The 20,237-nt window shown below is 58.2% G+C and carries 19 protein-coding genes; 7 read left to right on the top strand and 12 right to left on the bottom strand.

Features of this window, described 5'->3' with window-relative positions:
* Positions 1–6 precede the first annotated feature (6 nt).
* Genes K9B37_RS11880 through K9B37_RS11900 form a run of 5 tightly spaced genes read right to left on the bottom strand, consistent with a single transcriptional unit; the run spans position 7 to position 5,081 of the window.
* Positions 7–747 (bottom strand): ABC transporter ATP-binding protein, encoded by a 741-nt coding sequence (locus K9B37_RS11880; RefSeq protein WP_224313290.1) that lies wholly within the window; start codon positions 745–747, stop codon positions 7–9.
* A complete protein-coding gene (locus K9B37_RS11885; protein WP_224313291.1) occupies positions 744–1,574 on the bottom strand; it encodes an ABC transporter ATP-binding protein in 831 nt (276 codons plus the stop codon). The genes K9B37_RS11880 and K9B37_RS11885 overlap by 4 nt, the downstream gene beginning before the upstream one ends.
* Entirely contained in the window at positions 1,574–2,476 is a 903-nt protein-coding gene (locus K9B37_RS11890; RefSeq protein ID WP_224313292.1) for an ABC transporter permease, read from the bottom strand. The genes K9B37_RS11885 and K9B37_RS11890 overlap by 1 nt, the downstream gene beginning before the upstream one ends.
* Entirely contained in the window at positions 2,473–3,486 is a 1,014-nt protein-coding gene (locus tag K9B37_RS11895) for an ABC transporter permease (protein ID WP_224313293.1), read from the bottom strand. The genes K9B37_RS11890 and K9B37_RS11895 overlap by 4 nt, the downstream gene beginning before the upstream one ends.
* Positions 3,483–5,081, bottom strand: a complete 1,599-nt coding sequence (locus tag K9B37_RS11900; RefSeq protein ID WP_224313294.1) for an ABC transporter substrate-binding protein — start codon at positions 5,079–5,081, stop codon at positions 3,483–3,485. The genes K9B37_RS11895 and K9B37_RS11900 overlap by 4 nt, the downstream gene beginning before the upstream one ends.
* A 354-nt stretch (positions 5,082–5,435) precedes the next feature.
* On the opposite strand from K9B37_RS11900, the gene K9B37_RS11905 reads away from it, so the two are divergent.
* The 3 genes from K9B37_RS11905 (at position 5,436) to K9B37_RS11915 (ending at position 9,365) form a co-directional block, all read left to right on the top strand.
* Positions 5,436–6,482, top strand: coding sequence for a dipeptidase (locus K9B37_RS11905; RefSeq protein ID WP_224313295.1), 1,047 nt, complete (start codon positions 5,436–5,438; stop codon positions 6,480–6,482).
* Between the two features lie 127 nt (positions 6,483–6,609).
* Positions 6,610–7,188 (top strand): NADPH-dependent FMN reductase, encoded by a 579-nt coding sequence (locus tag K9B37_RS11910; RefSeq protein ID WP_224313296.1) that lies wholly within the window; start codon positions 6,610–6,612, stop codon positions 7,186–7,188.
* A 197-nt stretch (positions 7,189–7,385) separates the two neighbouring features.
* On the top strand, positions 7,386–9,365 hold the full coding sequence (locus tag K9B37_RS11915; protein WP_224313297.1) for a methyl-accepting chemotaxis protein: 1,980 nt from the start codon (positions 7,386–7,388) through the stop codon (positions 9,363–9,365).
* Positions 9,366–9,474: 109 nt separating this feature from the next.
* Here K9B37_RS11915 and K9B37_RS11920 read toward each other — a convergent pair whose 3' ends face one another.
* From K9B37_RS11920 to K9B37_RS11950, 7 genes are all read right to left on the bottom strand, one after another.
* Positions 9,475–10,365, bottom strand: coding sequence for an energy transducer TonB family protein (locus K9B37_RS11920; protein WP_224313298.1), 891 nt, complete (start codon positions 10,363–10,365; stop codon positions 9,475–9,477).
* 8 nt (positions 10,366–10,373) lie between these two features.
* Positions 10,374–10,811, bottom strand: a complete 438-nt coding sequence (locus K9B37_RS11925; protein WP_439651719.1) for an ExbD/TolR family protein — start codon at positions 10,809–10,811, stop codon at positions 10,374–10,376.
* A gap of 8 nt (positions 10,812–10,819) precedes the next feature.
* The gene (locus K9B37_RS11930; protein ID WP_224313300.1) at positions 10,820–11,506 is read right to left on the bottom strand and encodes a MotA/TolQ/ExbB proton channel family protein; all 687 of its coding nucleotides are present in this window, start codon (positions 11,504–11,506) and stop codon (positions 10,820–10,822) included.
* A 9-nt stretch (positions 11,507–11,515) separates the two neighbouring features.
* On the bottom strand, positions 11,516–11,974 hold the full coding sequence (locus tag K9B37_RS11935) for a Tat pathway signal protein (protein ID WP_224313301.1): 459 nt from the start codon (positions 11,972–11,974) through the stop codon (positions 11,516–11,518).
* A gap of 346 nt (positions 11,975–12,320) precedes the next feature.
* On the bottom strand, positions 12,321–13,145 hold the full coding sequence (locus K9B37_RS11940; RefSeq protein ID WP_224313302.1) for a carbohydrate ABC transporter permease: 825 nt from the start codon (positions 13,143–13,145) through the stop codon (positions 12,321–12,323).
* The gene (locus K9B37_RS11945; RefSeq protein WP_224313303.1) at positions 13,142–14,080 is read right to left on the bottom strand and encodes a carbohydrate ABC transporter permease; all 939 of its coding nucleotides are present in this window, start codon (positions 14,078–14,080) and stop codon (positions 13,142–13,144) included. The genes K9B37_RS11940 and K9B37_RS11945 overlap by 4 nt, the downstream gene beginning before the upstream one ends.
* A 40-nt stretch (positions 14,081–14,120) precedes the next feature.
* Entirely contained in the window at positions 14,121–15,452 is a 1,332-nt protein-coding gene (locus tag K9B37_RS11950; RefSeq protein WP_224313304.1) for an ABC transporter substrate-binding protein, read from the bottom strand.
* Positions 15,453–15,589: 137 nt separating this feature from the next.
* Between K9B37_RS11950 and K9B37_RS11955 the strand changes: the two genes are divergently transcribed.
* From K9B37_RS11955 to K9B37_RS11970, 4 genes are all read left to right on the top strand, one after another.
* Positions 15,590–16,477: a dihydrodipicolinate synthase family protein gene (locus K9B37_RS11955; protein WP_224313305.1), complete on the top strand. Its 888-nt coding sequence runs from the start codon at positions 15,590–15,592 to the stop codon at positions 16,475–16,477.
* The gene (locus tag K9B37_RS11960; protein ID WP_224313306.1) at positions 16,474–17,148 is read left to right on the top strand and encodes a GntR family transcriptional regulator; all 675 of its coding nucleotides are present in this window, start codon (positions 16,474–16,476) and stop codon (positions 17,146–17,148) included. The genes K9B37_RS11955 and K9B37_RS11960 overlap by 4 nt, the downstream gene beginning before the upstream one ends.
* A gap of 19 nt (positions 17,149–17,167) precedes the next feature.
* On the top strand, positions 17,168–18,112 hold the full coding sequence (locus tag K9B37_RS11965; RefSeq protein ID WP_224313307.1) for a PfkB family carbohydrate kinase: 945 nt from the start codon (positions 17,168–17,170) through the stop codon (positions 18,110–18,112).
* 96 nt (positions 18,113–18,208) lie between these two features.
* Entirely contained in the window at positions 18,209–19,966 is a 1,758-nt protein-coding gene (locus K9B37_RS11970; RefSeq protein WP_224313308.1) for an adenylate/guanylate cyclase domain-containing protein, read from the top strand.
* Positions 19,967–20,237: the final 271 nt, after the last annotated feature.

The following is a 20,237-nucleotide window of genomic DNA, read 5'->3' on the forward strand; positions in this document are numbered from 1 at the left end:
TTAGTCTTATGGCACTTCTTCAAGCCCGACGCTGAGGGATCGCAGTTCGGCTGTGTGGGGATGTCTCGTGTGGCCGCCGCGTAGATCGTCGGCGCTCAATTGCTCGACCATCTGACCGCCGATCATAACACCGACGCGAGGGCAGAGATGGGCAACAACGGCCAAGTTGTGGCTGACGAGAATGTAGGTTAGCTTTCGCTGCTCGCGCAGGTCAGCCAGCAAATTCAGAATTTCAGCCTGCACGGAAACGTCGAGTGCGCTTGTCGGCTCGTCGAGGAGCAGAACTTCGGGCTCCGCGATCAGTGCGCGGGCGATGGCAACACGTTGACGTTGCCCGCCGGACAATTGGTGAGGGTAGCGGAAGCGGACTGCTGCGGGCAGGGCGACCTCCGCCAGAGCACGTTCGATCCGCCGCTCGATCTCGCCGATACCATGCACCAGCAGCGGCTCGCTCAAGATCCGGTCGATGGTCTGTCGGGGATGCAGGGATCCGTAAGGATCCTGAAAGACCATCTGCACTTTGCGGAAGAAGGCACGGTCGCGGCGAGGGCCGACGGCTTCGCCATTGATGGCGATATGCCCGGTCCAGGCATTGTTGAGGCCGGAGAGTGCCCGCAGAACGGTCGATTTACCCGAGCCGCTCTCGCCAACGATTCCGAAGCTGTCGCCAGCGGGAACCTGGAATGATACGCCTTTGACGACCTCGTTGTCCCCGAAGCGGACGCGTAGTTGATCAACGTCGATCATGATTTGAGCCATGCCTCGTCGCGGTTCAGGACCGGCAGACGCGGTTTCGGATGGATGAGGGAGGGGAGGCAGTTCAGCAATCCCCGGGTATAGGGATGCTGCGCCTTGGAAAGGTCACCGGCGGCCAGCTCCTCGACAACCCGACCTGCATACATGACGGCAACGCGGTCGCAGAAATGCGAAACCAACGGGAGATCATGGCTGATGAGAAGCAGGCCCATCCCGCGCTGAGAAACGAGATCTTCCATGAGACGGAGAATCTCTGCCTGAACGGTGGCGTCGAGCGCGCTCGTCGGCTCATCGGCAATCAGTAGCTGCGGATCAGGCGCGAGCATCATCGCTATCATGATGCGCTGCCCCATGCCGCCCGATACCTCATGCGGATAGAGATCATAGACCCGGCGCGGTTCTCGGATCCGCACCTGCGCCAGAAGGTCGATGGCCGCTTCCTTGGCTTCCTTTCGCCCACCGCCTTTGTGGGTTCGCCACGCCTCGGTCACTTGGCGTCCGATGGTCATGACGGGATTGAGCGAGTATTTCGGATCCTGCAGGATGAAGCCGGCCCGTTTGCCGCGGATGCGCAGCATGGCCCTTTCGTCCGCTTTCAGAATATCGACGCCGTCGAACGTCAATCGATCGGCGGTGACGCGTGCATTCGTCGGCAGAAGGCGCATTAGCGCGCGGGCGGTAAGCGACTTGCCGGAACCGCTCTCACCAACGATTCCGAGCTTCTCGGTCCCGATGTTCAGGCTCACGCCGCGCACGGCTTCGAACACGCTCGTGCGGGTTTCGAAGGCAATGCGGAGGTTTTGAATATCGACGAGCATCAGCGTTGCTTCGGATCGAGAACGTCACGCAAGCCGTCGCCCAGGAAGTTGAAGGCGAGGGAGGCGAGGAAGATGGCAATGCCTGGAATAGTGGGAACCCACCATTGTTCGAAAATAAAGCGCTTCGTCGTCGCGATCATTGCGCCCCATTCTGGGGAGGGTGGCTGTGCGCCCATTCCAAGGAAGCCGAGGCTCGCAGCCGTGATGATGATGGAGCTCATATCGAGCGTGATGCGAACGACGAGGCTCGGCACGCACAGAGGAGCGACATGCCGGAGGATGATGCGTCCGGACGGCGCTCCGGTGAGCCGGCAGGCAGCAATGAAGTCGCTGTTGCGAACCGTCATGGTTTCTGCACGCGCCAGACGGGCGTAGGGCGGCCAAGCTGTCAATGCAATCGCCAGAACGGCACTTTCGACACCCGGTTTCAGAGCCGCCACGAAGGCGAGGGCGAGGATCAATCGTGGAAAGGCGAGGAAGACGTCTGTCACCCGCATGAGCACGCGGTCCACGACGCCGCCGAAATAGCCGGCAATGCAACCAATCGCGAGCCCGAGGGGCGCAACCAGCACGACCACGGCGATGACCATGCCGAGGGTGACACGGCCGCCATAAAGGATGCGCGAATAGAGATCGCGCCCGAGCTCGTCGGTGCCGAACCAATGGGCGGCAGAAGGTCGTGCAAGCCGGTTCGCCAGATCCTGAGCACCAGGATTATGGGTTGCAAGCCACGGAGCCGCCAGGGATAGGACGACGAAGGTGACAATGATCACAAGGCCGATCATCGCCAGAGGATTGGATCGCAGAGCGAGCCAGGCGCGATAGCGCCTGCCCCAGGCTGCCTGGCTGCGTGACTCCGGTGTCTCCGTCAGCAGCCATTGAAGAGAAAAAGCTGTGCTCATCGTACGCGTGGATCCAATTGCCGGTAGAGGGCATCGGCCAAGAGGTTGAGGGCGACATAGACCAGACCGACCAGAAGGGTTGCTCCCACGACCGGGTTCATATCGGCATTCATGAGAGAGACGGTCAGATACTGGCCAAGGCCGGGCCAGCTGAAGACCGTCTCGGTCACGACGGCGCCTTCGAGCAGGCCCGCGTAGGTAAGGGCGAGCACGGTCACCAGCTGAACGCTCACATTCGGAAAGGCATGAAGCCAAATGACTTTCCTGGGCGGCAGACCCTTCGCCCGTGCCGTGATGACATACTCTCCGCGCAGCGCATCAAGCATGAATGCTCGGGTCATGCGGGTGATGTAGGCCATGCTGAAATAGGCCAGGATGCAGACTGGTTGGACCATATGTGCCAACGCGTCCCAGAATGCGTCCCAATCCCTGGCAATGAGGGAATCGACCGTCAGGAGACCTGTCACGTGCGGGACCATGTCCTGGAAGATAATATCTTGACGTCCCGGCCCTGGAGCAATTCCGAGGAAAGCATAGAAGACGAGCAAGCAGATTAGCGCCAGGACGAAGACAGGCACCGAGTGCCCGGCGAGGCAGATGACTCGGATCGTCTGATCGACCCAGCTTCCTTGCCGGACAGCCGCCCAGACTCCGAGCGGTATCCCGATCAGGGCCGCAACGATGACGGCGGCCGTGGCAAGTTCCAAAGTCGCAGGGAAGTAACGGGCAATGTCGCTCGTAACCGGATTTTTCGTCAGAACCGAGAGCCCTAGGTCACCGTGCAGCAACTGCCACACATAGTGGAAGAACTGCTGCACGAGGGGCTGATCCAGACCCATTTCCTGGCGAACGCGTTCGACAACCTCCTGAGGCGCATTGTCGCCGACCGCCGCGAGAACGGGATCGATCGGCATGACGCGGCCAATCAGGAAGGTAACGATGACGAGTCCGAATAGGGTGAGGAAAACGCTGGCGAGAAGCCCCGCCAGCGCATTGAGTCGTTTGGTCACGCCTTGCTGACCCCTGCATAGGAATGTGTATCGGAGAGCGTTCCGAGGCGTACGCCCGACACATTCTTGCGGCATGCTGCCGTCGTCATCGCCTGCATCATGAGCGCAAACGGGCTGTTGGCCATGTGGTCCCGCTGAAGCTGCTCGTAGAGGGCGATGCGCTTAGCCGGGTCCTGCTCCTTCAACGCGGTGACCGACTGCTCCGTGAACTTGTCATCCTTCCATGACGAGCGCCAGGCGAGGGTCCGGTTCAACGCATTGTCCGAATTGTCGGTGTTGACGCAGAAGGCTTCCGAGTTCGTGTTGGGATCGAAATAGTCCGATCCCCATGCTGTCAGAATCAGCTCGTGCTGCCGGGCCCGCATCTTCGTCAGAACCTGGCGATTCTCCGAGGACATCAGCTTCACCTTGATGCCGATTTCGGCGAGGTTCGCCTGAATGGTCTGCGCGATATCCGGATAGGGCTGTGCGGAATAGTGATCCATCGAGATCTCGAAGCCGTCGGCAAGACCGGCTTCCGCCAGCAGCGCCTTTGCCTTCGCGACGTTCTTCTGGAACGGCTTGTCCTCGATGGCACCCGGGAAGCCCTGGGGGAGGAAGCTCTGGTTCACGACATGCGTGAGGGGAACGATGTTCTTCTGAATTCCCTCATAATCTAGCGCCCACTTGATCGCCTGCCAGACCTGAGGCTTCGCCAGGTTCGGATTCTTCTGGTTCATCGAGATGACCATGAGCGATGCAACGCCCTTGGTGACCAGGTTGTAGTTCGAATCGCCTTTGAGCGTGCGTAGCTGCTCGGTCGTCAGATTGCGAGCGACATCCGCGTCACCCTTCTGCAGCATCAGAAGCTGGGCAGAGGGATCGACGATGTGGCGAAGAATGATGCGCTTGATGTTGCCCTTGTAGGCACCGTTCGGGTTGGCGTCGAGCATGATGCTCTCGCTCGGCTTCCAGGACCGAAGAACCCATGCGCCCGAGCCGGCAGTGTTCTGGCGCAGCCAGCCGTTGCCGAAATCGTCGCCTTGCGCCTTCTCGACCGCGACCTTCTTCTCGACGATGCTGCCGACGTTCGCGGAGAGGCAATAAAGCAGGAAGGACGACGAAGTCGGCTCCGCCAGGGTCAGCACCAGGGTGTGGGCGTCTGTTGCCTTGATGCGCTCGGCAGCATTGTCTTTCGTGAAGCCAAACTGATTGATAATGAACGCGGGACCCTTGTTCATGATGACGGCGCGCTGCAGCGAGAACGCCGCGTCTTCAGCCGTCACAGGCTGGCCACTGGCGAATTTCGCGTCTTTGCGGAGCTTGAAGGTCACGGACTTTCCGTCCGCTCCTGCCTCCCAGGATTCGGCCAGGTCGCCGACGATTTCCGACGGTTTGTCGATATTGGGCTTCACCAGCTTCTGGTAGCAATTGCTGCTGATTTCGCTGCCGACGGCCTCAAAGCTCTCGTGCGGATCAAGGCTCGTCATGTTGTCGAGCTGCTGCGCAATGACGAGGATGTCCTTGGGCGTGTCGGCGAAAGCCGCAGACAGGCCGACATAGCTGAAATAGGACGCGGCCGCCGTGCCCGCGAGAAAATTGCGCCGATTAATCATTCTCGTCTTCACCTCGCATCAGGAAGGTTTTGAGCTCTTTGACTCTTCTGCCGGCACCGGAACTGATCCGTCACCTGCTGTTTGTCAGATCCTGCAGTATTTTATAACGTTGTTTCGTATCGACATTGTCGCCGAAACGTGACGGTTGCGATACTGGGATCTGATGCGCGGCAACCTACACGCCCTAGGTTTGCGCTGACAAATTCTGAAAATGGCATTCCTTATGCGTTACCTGCATCGGCCGTTATGCAAGAGTGGCATCAGATCTGTCTGAATTCGAATTGGCCGAAGCAGCTCAATCCGCCGTACAGCTGATGCCCTAGGCATCTCCGCAACCCTTCCTCTGTGACGATCATGACATCTCAGGCCCTTGTCCCCGTCTTCGACGGACACAACGACGTGCTCCTTCGCCTCTGGCGGTCAGGCAATAGCAATGCCGAACTGGAATTCCTTCGCGGCAGCGACACCGGACACCTGGACCTGCCCCGAGCACGGGCAGGGGGGTTCGCTGGCGGCTTGTTCGCGGTTTATATTCCATCGTCGGCGGATGGTATCGGAAGCGACGGCAAGCCGCAGGCTGTGCCTCCATCTTTGGAGGAGGCTCGGGGAGCTGCTCTTGAGCTGATTTCTCTGCTGATCCGTCTGGAACGTGCTGCCAAAGGTCAAATTCGTCTGTGTCGCACGGCCCAGGAGATCCGTTCCGCCATGAAGGAGGGGGCGCTCGCGGCCGTGTTCCATATCGAGGGGGCCGAGATGATCGATCTGGACCTCAGGATGCTCGATGTGCTCCATCAGGCGGGCCTCCGCTCGCTGGGGCCTGTCTGGAGCCGCGCGAACGCGTTCGGATATGGCGTACCATTCCGCTATCCCTCGTCCCCGGACATCGGTCCTGGATTGACGGACCATGGACGGGAGCTCATTCGCGCCTGCAATCGGCTGCGTATCATGGTTGACCTGTCTCACCTTAACGAGCAGGGCTTCTGGGACGTCGCGGGTTTGAGCGACGCGCCGCTCGTCGCGAGCCACTCGAACGCGCATGGTCTGACGCCTCATTCTCGCAATCTTACAGACCGCCAACTCGACGCGATCCGGGAAAGTGACGGTTTTGTCGGAGTCAATTTCGGCACGATCTTCCTTCGCCCGGATGGTCGCAAAGATCCTGAGACAAGCCTGAACGAGATCGTCAACCACGTCGACTATCTCGTTGAAAGAATTGGCATAGACCGGGTCGGCTTCGGATCGGATTTCGATGGGACGACAATTCCCAATGAAATGCGCGATGTAAGCGGGCTGCCAGCACTCGTGAGGGCTCTAGAGATCAGAGGCTATGATCGGGCTGCCGTGCACAAGATCTGCTACCAGAATTGGATAAGCGTCCTTGAGAAGACATGGGGTTGCTGACTCAGGCATCTGAGGCAGCGCCACTGAAGCGCTGGCCTGTCAGTTTCTATTGTTGAGGTTGGCCCGCCCCGATGGGGTCTCCACGCGTCAAGGCGTGATAGGATACCTGCGAAAACGGGAGAACCATATGCCTCTCCTCATGCCGGTGATCCTGGGATCGGTTCGCTCCGAGCGGCAGGGTCTGAAAGCGGCCCGATTTATCATTCGTCATCTGGAAGGGCGCGGTTTGGAAGCTCCGCTTGTCGATCCGCTCGAATTGAAGCTGCCCTTGCTCGATCGGATGTATAAGGAATTTCCAAAAGGGGAGGCGCCCGCCGTTCTCGAGCGCCTTGCCGCTATTTTCCGAAAAGCCGATGCCTTCGTTGTCGTTTCGGCAGAGTACAATCACAGCATTCCGCCTGGTCTCTCCAACACCCTTGACCACTTCCTAGAGGAATACTTCTGGCGGCCATCAGCAATTGTCTGTTATTCCGGTGGACGCTTCGGCGGAGTCAGGGCTGCAATGCAGTTACGGGCGATGCTCTGCGAGCTTGGAATGCCAAGCATTCCATCCCTATTATCTATTCCGGAGATCGGAAGAGCCCTTAGCGAAGACGGCCATTCGGATCTGCCATGGCTCGAGAAATCTGCTGGGCGCTTCATCGATGAACTCGTCTGGTATGCTTACGCACTACAGCGCCAGCGAACTGAGGGCACGCCCTACTGACAACTTTGTTTGCCTGGTTGCGGTGTGAGGATTCGGGAATGTGGCGGCCCGCGAAATGTTTGAATAAATCAGCGTAGAAAAACGACGCGCAATGGTGGCTGCGCGTATGATTAGCGCAAGAAGAAGGATACTTTCTTAAGAGTCCGCTGGTTGAGTGAAATCATAAGAACATCTGCTTTTTGGGGGGATTTCACTCGATGAAACTGCGTACCAAGTTCCGGATCCGAACAATCGGTTCCAAACTGCTGATCACAGTGACGGCAACTGCCCTTGCTGCTGCCGCGGCCGTTGGCCTGGCCGGATATCTGCAGCAGGATGCGCTGAGCGACATGACGGTCGAGAAGGAGCTTTCGTCTCGGTACGAGGCCATCACGGATGCCATGAACGAGCAGGGACGGCGTGCGCTCGGGGTCGCCTATTCCATCGCGAATGACCAGGGTATGGCCGCGGCTTTCGAGAAAGATGATCGGGAAACTCTTCTCGCACGCTATGCAGCCCTATCCGGCGCGTTGAAGAAAGAGCTCAATTTGAGCCTTGTGAGCTTTCAGAAGCCGTCAGGAGTCAATCTGGCGCGTGCTCATGCTCCCGATGCCTTCGGCGACAACGTTTTCGGGCGCCGCCGCATGCTGGCCGAGGTTGTTGAAAAGAAGGCTCCCCTCGTCGGCATTGAGCCAGGTCGAGACAATATTAGTATCTTCGCTGCGGTTCCTGTTCTGAAGGATGGGACGGTCGTTGGCCTTGTAGACATCGGCGCTTCTCTTGGAGCAGACTTTCTGCGGGACCTGAAGCGCCGTTTCGGCGTCGATATCGGCATGAATCTTGTCTCGGGCGAACAGCTTCAATCGCTTGGTGCGACCTTCGAACGAAAGACATTGTTGGATCGGGCGGCCCATGGTGCTGCAATGAAGCAGCCGATTCAGTGGCGGGCTGGCGAACTCAACGGTCATTCTGCGGGAATTTTGGCCGGACCGCTAAAGAACTATTCCGGTCAGTCGATTGGTACTGTCGAAGTCATTTTGGACACAACACCGTTGGTCGCCGCGCGGGCGAGCGCCATGACGGTTCTTGCTCTGGTCCTTGCCGTGGTTGCGGTCACAGGTATCCTAGTCGCTTTGTTGCTGACACGGCATCTCGGCCATCCTATTCGTGCGCTGACAGGCACGATGGTTCGATTGGCGCAAGGAGATTGGCAGGCGGAGATACCAAGTCTCAAGCGCCAGGATGAAATTGGCCAGATGGCTGGCGCAGTACGTGTGTTCAAGGAGAACGGCATCGACCGGGAGCAGATGTCTGCGGCGCAGGCAGCCGAGAGCGATGCAAAGGCACGGCGCGCCGAACTGCTTGACCTGCTCATGAAGCAGTTCGAAGCAAACGTCTCCGTTCTTACGCAAACGTTGTCGTCGGCCGCGACTGAGATGGAGGCAACGGCGCAGTCAATGACGGCGATTGCCGATCAAACGAGCAGCCAGTCCGTTAACGTCGCCTCCGCTGCTCAACAAACAACCGTGAATGTGCAGACAGTCGCCGCTGCCACTGAAGAGCTGTCTATCTCCATCCGCGAAATCGCGGGGCAAGTCAGTCAATCCTCTCGTATCGCAGAGAAGGCGGTCGAAGACGCGCGACGTACCAATGCGACGGTTCAGAATCTCGCTCAGACAGCGGAGCGGATCGGTGACGTCATTGCGTTGATCAACAACATCGCATCGCAGACAAACCTCCTTGCCCTGAATGCCACAATTGAGGCCGCCCGCGCGGGTGAAGCCGGAAAGGGCTTTGCCGTGGTCGCTACCGAGGTAAAGGAGCTCGCAGGACAGACTGCGAAGGCGACCGAGGAGATAGAGACACAGATCGGCCATGTCCAATCGGCGACGCGAGAGGCTGTCGCAGCGATCCAGGAAATCGCGAGAACGATCAGTGAAATGTCGCAGATCTCAGTGGGCATTGCCGCTGCAATGGAAGAGCAGGGTGCCGCGACATCGGAAATTTCTCGGAACGTCCAGGAAGCGGCAAGAGGCACCGATCATGTCACCGGCAATATCGGTGACGTGAAGCGCGGGGCTGCCGAGACCGGGGCCGCTGCTGCGCAGGTCTTGGGTGCAGCGCGAGATCTGGCGCTTCAATCTAACAATCTGGGACAGGAAGTTGATCGCTTCCTCTCAGGAGTGAAGGCGGCGTAGGAACTCCGTAGGATCTAAGCAGGACGCCATCGGCGTCCTGCAAACAAAACTGACGAGCGCAGGAGGAAGCAAGCATTGCACTCCCGCACTCTGTCAATTGTCGGCTCGCTCATCTCAGATTGAACCGCAGAGGCACAGAAAGTGAGAATTGCTGCTGCGGGAGAGAATCGGGCGCCGGAGGAAGGTTGCCCCCCGGACGAGCAACCGCAAGAGCTGCTTCGTCGAGGACGGGACTTCCGGTGCTTCGTAGGAGCGATGCGCCGATGACTTGACCTGAGCGGTGCATGGTAAAGCGGAGCGTTGCAACACCGGAGATCCCCTGACTGCGCGCGATCTCCGGATAGCGCAGACGGTCGCGAAGGGTCGCCGCGAGGGTTGCTATGTACCGATTGAGAACGTCGGGATCTGCCGCCGCTGCTGCTCCTTGCAAGTTCTCACGCGACGTCGCGACCTGACCTTGACGTGGGTCCGACGGTCGCGCTTTTCTTCGTTCGCTCTGGGGTGAGGGCGGCTTGCGTTCGACCTTTTTTGGGGGCGGGAGTTTGAGAGGCTTCGATTGAGGCTTGCTCTCTTCAGGTGGTTGAGCCCTGACGGCGGTGGACGGAGAGATGGTCACGACGGCCTCTGAATCGGCGATGGGAAGCTCTTGAACAGAAAGAGCTTCTACGAGCTCGGCACTACCGGGTTCCTGCTCCACCGCAGTGCGTTCTGTCATATCGACCGCTTCAGCCTCAACTTTCGTGGCATCAGGCAGCTCCTGCTCCCTTGACTCTGAGAGTGTTGTAACATCAGCAGGCGCGACGGATTCGACATTCTGCATTGCCGGAGCAAGATCGATCGTGACAAGTTGTTCTCCGGGAGCACGCAATGTACCGGAGGTGCGCCAAAGGACGAGCGCTCCAATGGCTCCGATATGCAAGGTCAATGCGACGAGAAAGGCTGCGCCGATGCCGCGCGTCTCCGTCACTATGCCAAAACTCTGATCGGATACCTCGGACACTGCAGATCCTACGGCGTCGACCCAGCTGGAGCCTGAGCAATCAAGGAAACTTTCTGAAAACCGGCAGCATTGATCTGGCCCATGACTTCGGCAATGCGGCCATACAGAGCCGCCTTATCGCCTCTCACGAGAACGACTTGACTCAGATCCGCGCCCGCCAGTTGGCGTAAGCGCAGCATGAGCGAGTCCGACGTAAGTGGTTCCTTGTTGAGGAAGATGTCGCCCCGATCGTTGATGCTGACGACAATCGGTTGCCTTGGTTGCGATACTTTTGGAGGTACGGTCTTCGGTAGCTGCACGGGGATACCGACCGTCATGAGAGGTGCTGCGACCATGAAGATGATCAGCAGAACGAGCATGACATCCACCAGCGGCGTAACATTGATCTCCGATAATGGCGCGACACTGAACTCGTCGTCTGAACCCGAAGTGCCATGAGGTCCCATCATGCCCATTATTCAGCGGCCTCGGCTCTGACGATCTGCGTCCGATCACGCGCCAAACGATCTCCCAGGATCGTGATGACTGTCGTGAAGGATTGTTGAACGCGAGACAGATCGGAAGTCAGCTTGTTGTAGGCGATGACGGCTGGAATCGCGGCAACCAATCCAATGGCGGTTGCAAAGAGCGCTTCCGCGATGCCCGGTGCGACGACGGCGAGACTCGTGTCTTGGCTCGCTGCAATGGCCGAGAACGAATTCATGATGCCCCATACGGTTCCGAAGAGGCCGATGAAAGGTGCTGCGGATCCCGTGGTCGCCAGAAATGTAAGGCCCACCTGTAATTGCCGAAGATCGACAAACAATGCGGCACGCATGGCCCGCTCGATCCGCTCACGCCGCTCGGCTCTGCTTTCAGTCGGGTCTTTGTCACGCCAAGCCTCTTGGCCGGCAAATACGACGCGACCGGTCATTTCAGATCTTGATGGATGAAGTGGCTCACCGGCGTGCGTCACGCTCTCCAAGGCGTGCGCCTGTCGGCGCAGTCGGCCGAAGCGTGTCAGTTTGTCGATAATGATTGTCCAGCATCCCAGAGAGGCCAATGCAAGCAGGATCATGACCCCTTTGACGATCGGGTCGGCCTGGAGAAACAGCGCTACGAAGGACAGGTCGTGAGATGCCGCTATGCCCAATTCATTCATGACGCATCCTCATTTAGCGAAGGGGACAGTGGCGACCTTGGAAGTCGTGTCGATGGCCGCCAGGCATTCCTCTCGGGATCCGGCTCGGCCATTGCAGGCGAGAACATCGTTCAGGAGCACTTGTCCAAGGTGATCACAGCTCAATGCCGGAAAATCAAAGAGCTTGATGAGAGTTTTACGTTCCGGGACGGGGCCGATTTCGAGGGCCATGCGCTTCGCCGCGACCCCATTGGTATCTAGGGCGAAGAGATCGAGCTTGAGAGAATTCCAGCTCCCGCCATTTCGATTATCAACCTTGAAATAGGTTCGGCAGTTCTCACCGACGTTCTCGACCTTGTTCAATTCAATCCGTATGGACAAAGCTTTTTCGAATTCCTGGCCAAGGGCCAAACCGCTTGACAAAAGCATCGATACCCAAATCGGGACTGCGATCATGGTCTTCAGGATGTCTTGCCGATCCCGGCACATCAATTCATCCTCCCTCTCGCCATGAGCCTCAATCCCATGTTGATGACACACGGCATCAGCGTCTCACCGAGACGCGGTCGATCGCTTCGTCGATGGGTTGCACCCAGCGTCGAATGTTATCGGCGTTCAAGCGAAACAAGGATGAGATATCTGAAGTTTTAAAGTGAGATCAAGAGCTTGGACGAAAATAAGAATAAATCTAAAACAAGCCATACCGGCTTGATTTCTGAGATCTAAATCGTCTCTTTAAAATGGCTTCAAAGTATTTTTCTTAGTGCTTTCTAGCTTGATCTGTCGTGGCTCTACGCCAAAGCAACCCTTCAGGATCATTTGACTGGCCTGAATATCAGCCGCCTTTAACCGCGCCTGCGGTCAGACCGGCGATGATCTGGCGCTGCGCAACAATGGTCAACACGAGAACCGGCAAGGTAACAACCAAGGCCGCGGCCGCCAAAGGCCCCCAACTCAGCTGTTCGAAGGACAGCATGTTGTAAACGGCGACCGGCAATGTTCGAGTCTCTCTTCCTGCCAGCACAACACCGAAGACAAAATTATTCCAGGAGAAGATGACTGCGAGAATGAAGGCGACTGTGATGCCAGGCTTAGCGATGGGCAACGCCACATGTCGGAACACGTCCCAGCGATTGGCGCCGTCGATGACCGCAGCTTCCTCGAGTTCGATAGGAGTCGCTTCGAAGTAGCCGATCATGATCCAGATGACGATCGGAACTGTGATGACCAGATGGGCGATGATCTGCGGCAGCAGCGTTCCCATGAGACCCAGCCACTGAAATAGCAGGAACAGCGGAATGAGGTACGACAGGCCGGGAGTCATACGGGCAATCAGGACGACGATTGCAGCCTTGGTGGCCCGCATGCGTGCAATCCCATAGCCGGCTGGTACTCCGATCAGGAGGGCCAAGCCCGTTGCAGAGCCCGTCACGATGAGGCTGTTGAGGAAGAAGAGGCCGAAGCGGTTGGACTCGAATACGCTGGCATAGTTCTTCCATGCAAAGCGTTCCGGAATCAGAATGGGAGGATAGGCAGCGTTATCGACCTCGAACTTGAGCGAGAGTGAGATCATCCAGAGGAAAAACAGCACTGCCGGCGACACCAGCACCAGCGCCACAAATAACATGCCAAGCGAGTCGAGCGCCCTTCGCATGCTCATGCGCCACCCTGAATGTCGGTCCATTTGGTCTTTTGTCGGAGATGAAGCATGACAAGAGAAAGAGCGATGACAAGGCCGAAGAAGACGACCGCAATGGCGGATCCATATCCGACGTCGTAGTACGCGAAGGCAACGCTGTAGAGATAGAGATTGATCGTCTCAGATGCCGTACCGGGACCGCCCTGGGTGATGGCATAGATGATATCGAAGCTCTTTAAGGCGTCGATAGTCCGGATAATCACCGCGACCATGAGGAACGGAGCCACCATTGGTAGAGTGATATAGCGGAATCGCTGAAACACGTTGGCTCCGTCGATCGCCGCACTTTCATAGGGCTCCGAAGGGATGGCTGCGAGGCCGCCAAGAACGATCAGCATCACCAATGGGGTCCATTGCCAGGTCTCGACCAAGACAAGGGAGGGGATCACCGTCACCGGATTGAAGACCCAAGACTGGGGCGGAATTCCAACAAGAGACAGGAGATAATTCAATACGCCGAGCTGCGGATGAAACATCATCGTCCAGACGAGGGCGATGGCAACGGGGGTTGCCATCATCGGCATGACGAAGAGGCCGCGCAGGACACCCCGAAAGGGCAGTCGAGAATTGAAGATCAGGGCAGCCAGCGTTCCGAAGATCAGCGGTAGGACAACAGCTAAGAGCGTGTAGACGAAGGTGTGGCCGATGGAGGCGAGGAACCGCTCGTCAGAAAGCAGTCGCGCATAGTTGGAAAGGCCGGAGAAGCGCCGTGTCCCTCCGACCATCCATTCATGAAAACTCATCCAGACCGTGAATGCCCACGGGAAGATGATGACAGATCCCACCACCGCAACCGCGGGGACGACGAACGGCCAATAGGAGCTTCGAGGACGAGCGCCTGTCGCGGGCGCTGTCTCAGTCAGCTGGCTCGGCTGCTGCTCAACAATGGTGACCATGAATACGCCTCACCACGTTGTCTTGCCCGGCCATATCGCCTCACGCCTTCTCGCTGCGCTCGAGAATAGGCTTGAACTGCTCGGTTGCCTTCTTCAGCTCCGCCGCCGGGTCTCCCCCGGAGAGAAGATTTGTCAGAGCAATGCCCATGATATCCCGGAACTCCGTGACCGGTTGCACGACAGGAAGGCCAAGCTTGCTGATCTTGCCGGATTCCGCCACCGCGTCGATCCAGGTCGGTGGCATCTTCACGCCCTTTCGGACCTCAGGATCGTTGAGTATCGAGAGACGGAATGGGACGCCACCGCCTGCCTGCAGGAGGCGTGCGCCCATGATCTTCGATATGGCCCACTGGCAATAGAGGTAGGCCGCTTCCTTGTTCTTGCTCGCCGAGGTGACGCCGATGCCATCTCCGAACGTGGCCGACGCTTGTGCCTTGGGGCCGCGCGGCATGACTCCGTAGCCGACCTTGCCCACGACCCGCGACTTCTCCGGATCTTCCAGCGGAGGAGCAAAACCAACACCATCGAGCCACATTCCGACCTTCCCTTGCAGGAAGGCGGACTGACATTCCGACCAATTGAAACCGGCAACTCCTTGAGGAGCGGACTTCGTCAGGAGCCTTTGGTAGAGACGTGCCGCCTCGATTGCTTCCGGTCCATCGGTCATCAGGTTTCCGTTGGCATCGACCGGATCGACGCCGTAGCCGAGAAGGAAACTCGTCCATACCGGAACATTCGCATTCTTCAAGCCACGCGCCACGAACCCGTACGTGCCTTCCTTGGTATCGGTAAGGGCTTCCGCAGCCTTCACCATGTCTTCGAAGGTCTGCGGATAGGAAAGTCCTTTCTTCGCAAAAAGGTCTTTGTTCCAGTATACCATCCAGTAATCAACTGAGAACGGCAGCGACAGCATTTGTCCCTGTGGGTTCTTGGCATAGAGGAGGCCGGCTTGTGAGAAGTCGGATTCCGTGAGGCTTGCATCCGTCAGCTCGGGATTCTTCATGAAGGCGCTGATATCGGCGAGCCAATTGGCTTTCTCGAATTGACGCTTCTGAACGTGATAGCTGATGTGAATGACATCGAAGCTCGGGCTGCCGGAGTTCAGTTCGATCACGGCTTTCTGCCGCTGCTGCTGCTCCGGAGTCTGTTCGGACGAAACCTGAATCCCTGTCAGGTCGGTGAACTCTTTCTCGAATTTCTGTAGGACGTCGCCGCGAGGGCTCTTGATGAGATTCACGCCGATCTTGGTGCCTGCGTATTTCTTCCAATTTACGTCCGCTAGAGCCGGTAGTGTGCCGCCGAGTCCATATGCAGCGGCCGCCGTGCTCGCGAGAAAAGTGCGACGGGTGAGTGAGCCTGTTGTTTCAGCCATTGTCCGTTCCTCCCTGTTTCCTGCCACGGCCTATTCCGGCTCTTTTCTATGCTTGCAACGGATTAAGCACCATGTAACATGTTAGTGTCAACAGACCAATTGATGGCACCGATCTGCGGTTGCCACTGGAGGCTTTCGTGTCGCTCAATTTCGGCATCAGCCCTGCGCTTGTTACACCGTTCGTCGCGGGACGAGTGGATGTGCAACGCTTGTCGAGCCATGCGCTGGACTGTCTCGCACGTGGCTGCCGCACGGCCACTATCTTTGGCACGACGGGAGAGGGACCTTCGGTCGGCGTTATGGAGCGCGAGCGCGTGGCCAATGAACTCATCGGTCTCGGGATTCCGGCGGGGCGGCTTGTCGAAGGCGTGATTGCCTGTTCGATTGACGAAGCAGCCTACAGCACCGCCCGGGCCCTCAGGCGAGGGGCTCACGCCGTTCTGTTGGCGCCACCATTCTATTTCCGTCCTGCGACCGATGAGACGGTCTTTGCTTGGTATTCCGCCGTGTTCGACTCGGTCGGTACGGATCTACGGGATGTGCTTCTTTATCATATTCCAGGAATGACGGGCGTGCCTCTTTCGCACGCGGTTATTTCCCGCCTTGTTGAGCGCTATCCGAAGGCGATCAGGGGGATCAAGGACAGTGCATGTAAGGCCGAGGCGACCTTCGCGCTCATTGAGGCGTTCTCAGATCTCGATATCCTGGTCGGCGACGAAACCTATCTCGGTCGAGCATGTGCGGCCGGCGCGGCCGGCTCGATCTGCGGAGTCGCTAATATTTTGCCTGAGGCCATCATCTCACTAGCGGAAAGCGGCCAGGATAATCCTAGAATCATCGAGCTCGTTGAGGAAATCGGACGGCATCCGATCGTTCCCATGGTCAAGGCGCTTGTAGCTCATGCTCGCAAGGATAACGCCTGGGCATTTGCAAGGCCGCCGCTCCCTACGCTGGACCATCGCGATACGGCCCGGGCGACTGCGCTACTGGAGCCGTTTCGCAGTTCGACAAGAGCGGTCGCATGAACGTTGCTCGTCCAACTCCTCGCACGGAACTAAAGCTACGCGAGCGGGCCTATGACGCCTTCACGGAGCATTTACTGCGGAGTGAAATCAGGCCAGGACAGTTCGTCACTCAACGGGAGCTCGTCGTATTGACTGGCCAACCTCTCGGCGCAATTCGGGAGTTGATCCCCAGGCTGGAGGCCGAGGGGCTGATCAATACGGTTCCGCAACGCGGCTTGCAAATTCTTCCGCTGGATATCAGCCTGATCCGCAATGCATTCCAGTTCCGTCTGATCCTCGAGCGAGAGGCAATCGCCTCGTTTAGTTTGACAGCGGGGGATGCCGCGATCGAGCGAATGGAAGCCGCGCATCGATCGGTTGTCACGTCGGCGCAGACTAGTCTGACCAAGGAGCTCGTCGCTGAGGCTCAGCAGATAGATCGCGCGTTTCATGAGACTATGATCGACGAACTCAACAACGATATCATCTCGAAGGCATATCGCGTGAATTGGATCAAGGTGCGTCTGATCCGTCAGAGTGAAACCAGCCTTGACGAGGAGTTGGTCATTCCGGTGATGCAGGAGCACTTGGCCATTATTGCCGCGATGAAGCGGCGCGATACGACTGCGGCGGTGGAGGCTGGCGTTGTGCATATCATGAACGCGCGCGCACGAGCACTCCGGCTGGAATAGCGAGCACCGGCGGTCATTCATGCCACCATGCAAGAAGCCGGTGATCTGCCTCGGCAGCGCCTTCTGGGACACGATCTTCAAGGTGGACGAGATTCCCAGGCAGGGCACTAAGGTGCTGCCTGAGAGAGCCGTACAGGCCGCATCGGGCATGGCAACAGCGGCTGCGGTGACGATCGCGCGCCTCGGCGGTCGGGTCGAGCTGTGGGCGCGGATTGGAGAGGATCCAACCGGAGACAGCTTTCTGCTCGATCTGTCCAAGGAGGCCGTAAGGACGGATCGAATTCGGCGCGTGCCGGGTGCGCGAACGGCGTTCTCGACCATTCTCGTCGACAGCGCGGGCGAGCGACTCGTGGTTCCGTACACCGATCCGTCGCTCGACAGTGACGCGCGTTGGCTGCCGCTTCATGAGATTGCTCAGGCCGCTGCCGTCCTCGTCGACATGCGATGGATTGAGGGTGCGAAGCCGGTATTGGAGGAGGCGCGCCGCCGTGGTGTTCCTACTGTTGTCGATGCCGATATTGCTGCTCCCGGCGCAATCTGGGACCTTATATCTTTCGCGGACCATGTCCTGTTCTCGGAACCAGCTCTCCTCTCACTCGTAGCAGGTTCGTCGCCGAAGCAAGCATTGCGAGAAGTCGCTTCGAAACTTGGTGCAGCCGTCGTGGGAGTGACGCTTGGGGCCGAGGGGGCACTGATATGGCAACGCGGAGCAAGAGACGCGGAGCCATTGTTGGTTCGATCGATACCTGTTCGTGCCGTCGATACGTTGAATGCCGGTGACGTTTGGCACGGCACCTATGTCTATGGGCTCGTCAACGGTTGGGAACTATCCTATGCCGTCCACATGGCCAACGTTGCCGCTGCCATGAAATGCGAGCAATTCGGAGGCCGTCTTGGCTCTCCAAGACTGGCGGACCTGCTCGAGCGCAGCCAAGCAGCTGCATTGAGCAGACGCAGTTTCTAGGAATTAAAGCTTGAGGACTTAAGAAACTCAATCCCTAGGACGGTGGTGCCAATACCCGTGCTATAGTGCCCAGGCCATCGCAGGAATAGGTGTACCGTGATCGAGCAAGGCCCTGAACGCAGGCTTGCGGCGATCCTTGCCGCAGACGTCGTTGGCTACAGTCGGCTCATGAGCGCCGATGAGGCCGGTACCGCTCGTGCGCTTCGTGGCCATAGGGAGGCGATTGCGCCCAGCATCGCGAGCCACGGTGGACGAACGGTAAAGACAATTGGGGATGGTGTTCTGTTGGAGTTCCCCTCCGTCGTCGCAGCCGTCGAATGTGCCCTCGATATCCAGAAACTGATGACAGCACGCAATTCCGAACTGCCAGCAAGCTACAGAATGCTATTCCGTATCGGAATCAATCTCGGAGACGTGCTGATCGAAGAGGATGATATTCTGGGGGAGGGCGTCAACGTGGCGGCTCGCCTGGAGAGCATCGCCGAGGCTGGCGGAATTTGCATCTCGGAAGATGTCTATCGTCATATCGAGGGTAAGATAGGCGTTGGCTTTGCCGATCTCGGTATTCAACACCTCAAAAATATTCCGCGTCCGGTGAGGGCTTATCGTGCTGTGATGGGGGAGATCATGTCGACGCGGATACCCGCCCTCGATTTGCCGGACCGGCCTTCGATTGCCGTCCTGCCGTTCGGAAACATCAGTGGCGATCCGGAGCAGGAGTATTTCACCGACGGAATTGTGGAGGACATCACCATCGCCCTCTCGCGTCTGCGCTGGTTGTTCGTTATCGCACGCAATTCCAGCTTTACCTATAAAGGGCGAGCGGTAGATATAAAACAGATCGGGCGTGAGCTGGGCGTGCGCTATGTTCTCGAAGGCAGTGTACGCAGGGCTGCCAATCGGATGCGTATTACGGCCGAGCTCGTGGATGCAACGACCGGTGTTCATCTCTGGGCAGATCGCTTCGATGGTGCGCTCGAGGATGTCTTCGATCTGCAGGACCAGGTGACCGCGAATGTCGTCGGTGCCCTTGGACCTCGCCTTGAGCAGGCAGAAATCGATCGCGCTAAACGCAAGCCGACCGAGAACCTCGATGCCTATGACTGCTTCCTGCGTGGCATGTCCGCAGTCCATCACTGGAGCCGGGAGTCCAATAACGAGGCGCTCCGACTATTCTACCGTGCTATAGAGCTCGATCCGGAATTCGCGTCCGCCTACGGCATGGCTGCCCGGTGTTATTCGCAACGGAAGGCGAGCGGTTGGATGATCGATCGTGCGGAGGAAGCTGTTGAAACGGAGCGCCTGGCTCGTCGCGCCGCAGCCCTGGGCAAGGACGACGCGATCGCCCTGTGCGCCGCCGGCATTGCTTTCGTATATGTCCTCGGAGAGCATGACCACGGCATCAACTTGATCGACCGCGCCATAGCACTCAACCCAAATCTCGCATCCGCTTGGCTCTTCAGCGGCTGGGGAAAAATCTGGGTTGGAGAGCCGGAAGTCGCGATTCAGAACATCACGCGCGCAATGCGTTTGAATCCACAAGATCCGCAGATCTTCAACTCGCAGGCTGCAATGGCTTGTGCGTATTTTTTCGCTGGCCGCTACGATGAGGCCGCGTCCTGGGCGCACGCTGCTCTTCATGAGCATCCAGATCACTTTATCGCAACCTGCGTTGCTGCTGCGAGTGATGCTATGGCCGGCCGGGCCTCGGAGGCAAGAAAGGCTGCGACACATCTGCGGGAGCTCGATCCGGACTTGAGATTGTCAAATCTTAAGTCGTCGTTTCCGATCCGTCGAGCGGAGGACTTTGACCGGTGGGCGGAAGGGATGCGGAAGGCCGAGTTGCCCGAGTAGTGCAGAAGAAAGATCCTCGCGCTCTTCGCCACTGATCCCAGCAATGAAGAGCGTGAGGAATTCTTGAATGCGCCGGGCGCGTTGTCCTGCGCCCGGCTTTGTCTTGATGGTTGTCGTGACGTCCGATCTTACAGCATGAAGTCGGAGGTGGTCAGCCCGAGCTTGAGGCCGGCCAGATCGACATGGAACTGGTAGTTGTCGACCTTGCCGTAGACATGCGTCACATTCGCCGCCGTGTCCTCGACCGCCCAGAGATGGCCGTTGCTGCCGC

The sequence above is a fragment of the Microvirga puerhi genome (genome assembly GCF_020089865.1).
Classification (GTDB): Bacteria; Pseudomonadota; Alphaproteobacteria; order Rhizobiales; family Beijerinckiaceae; genus Microvirga; species Microvirga puerhi.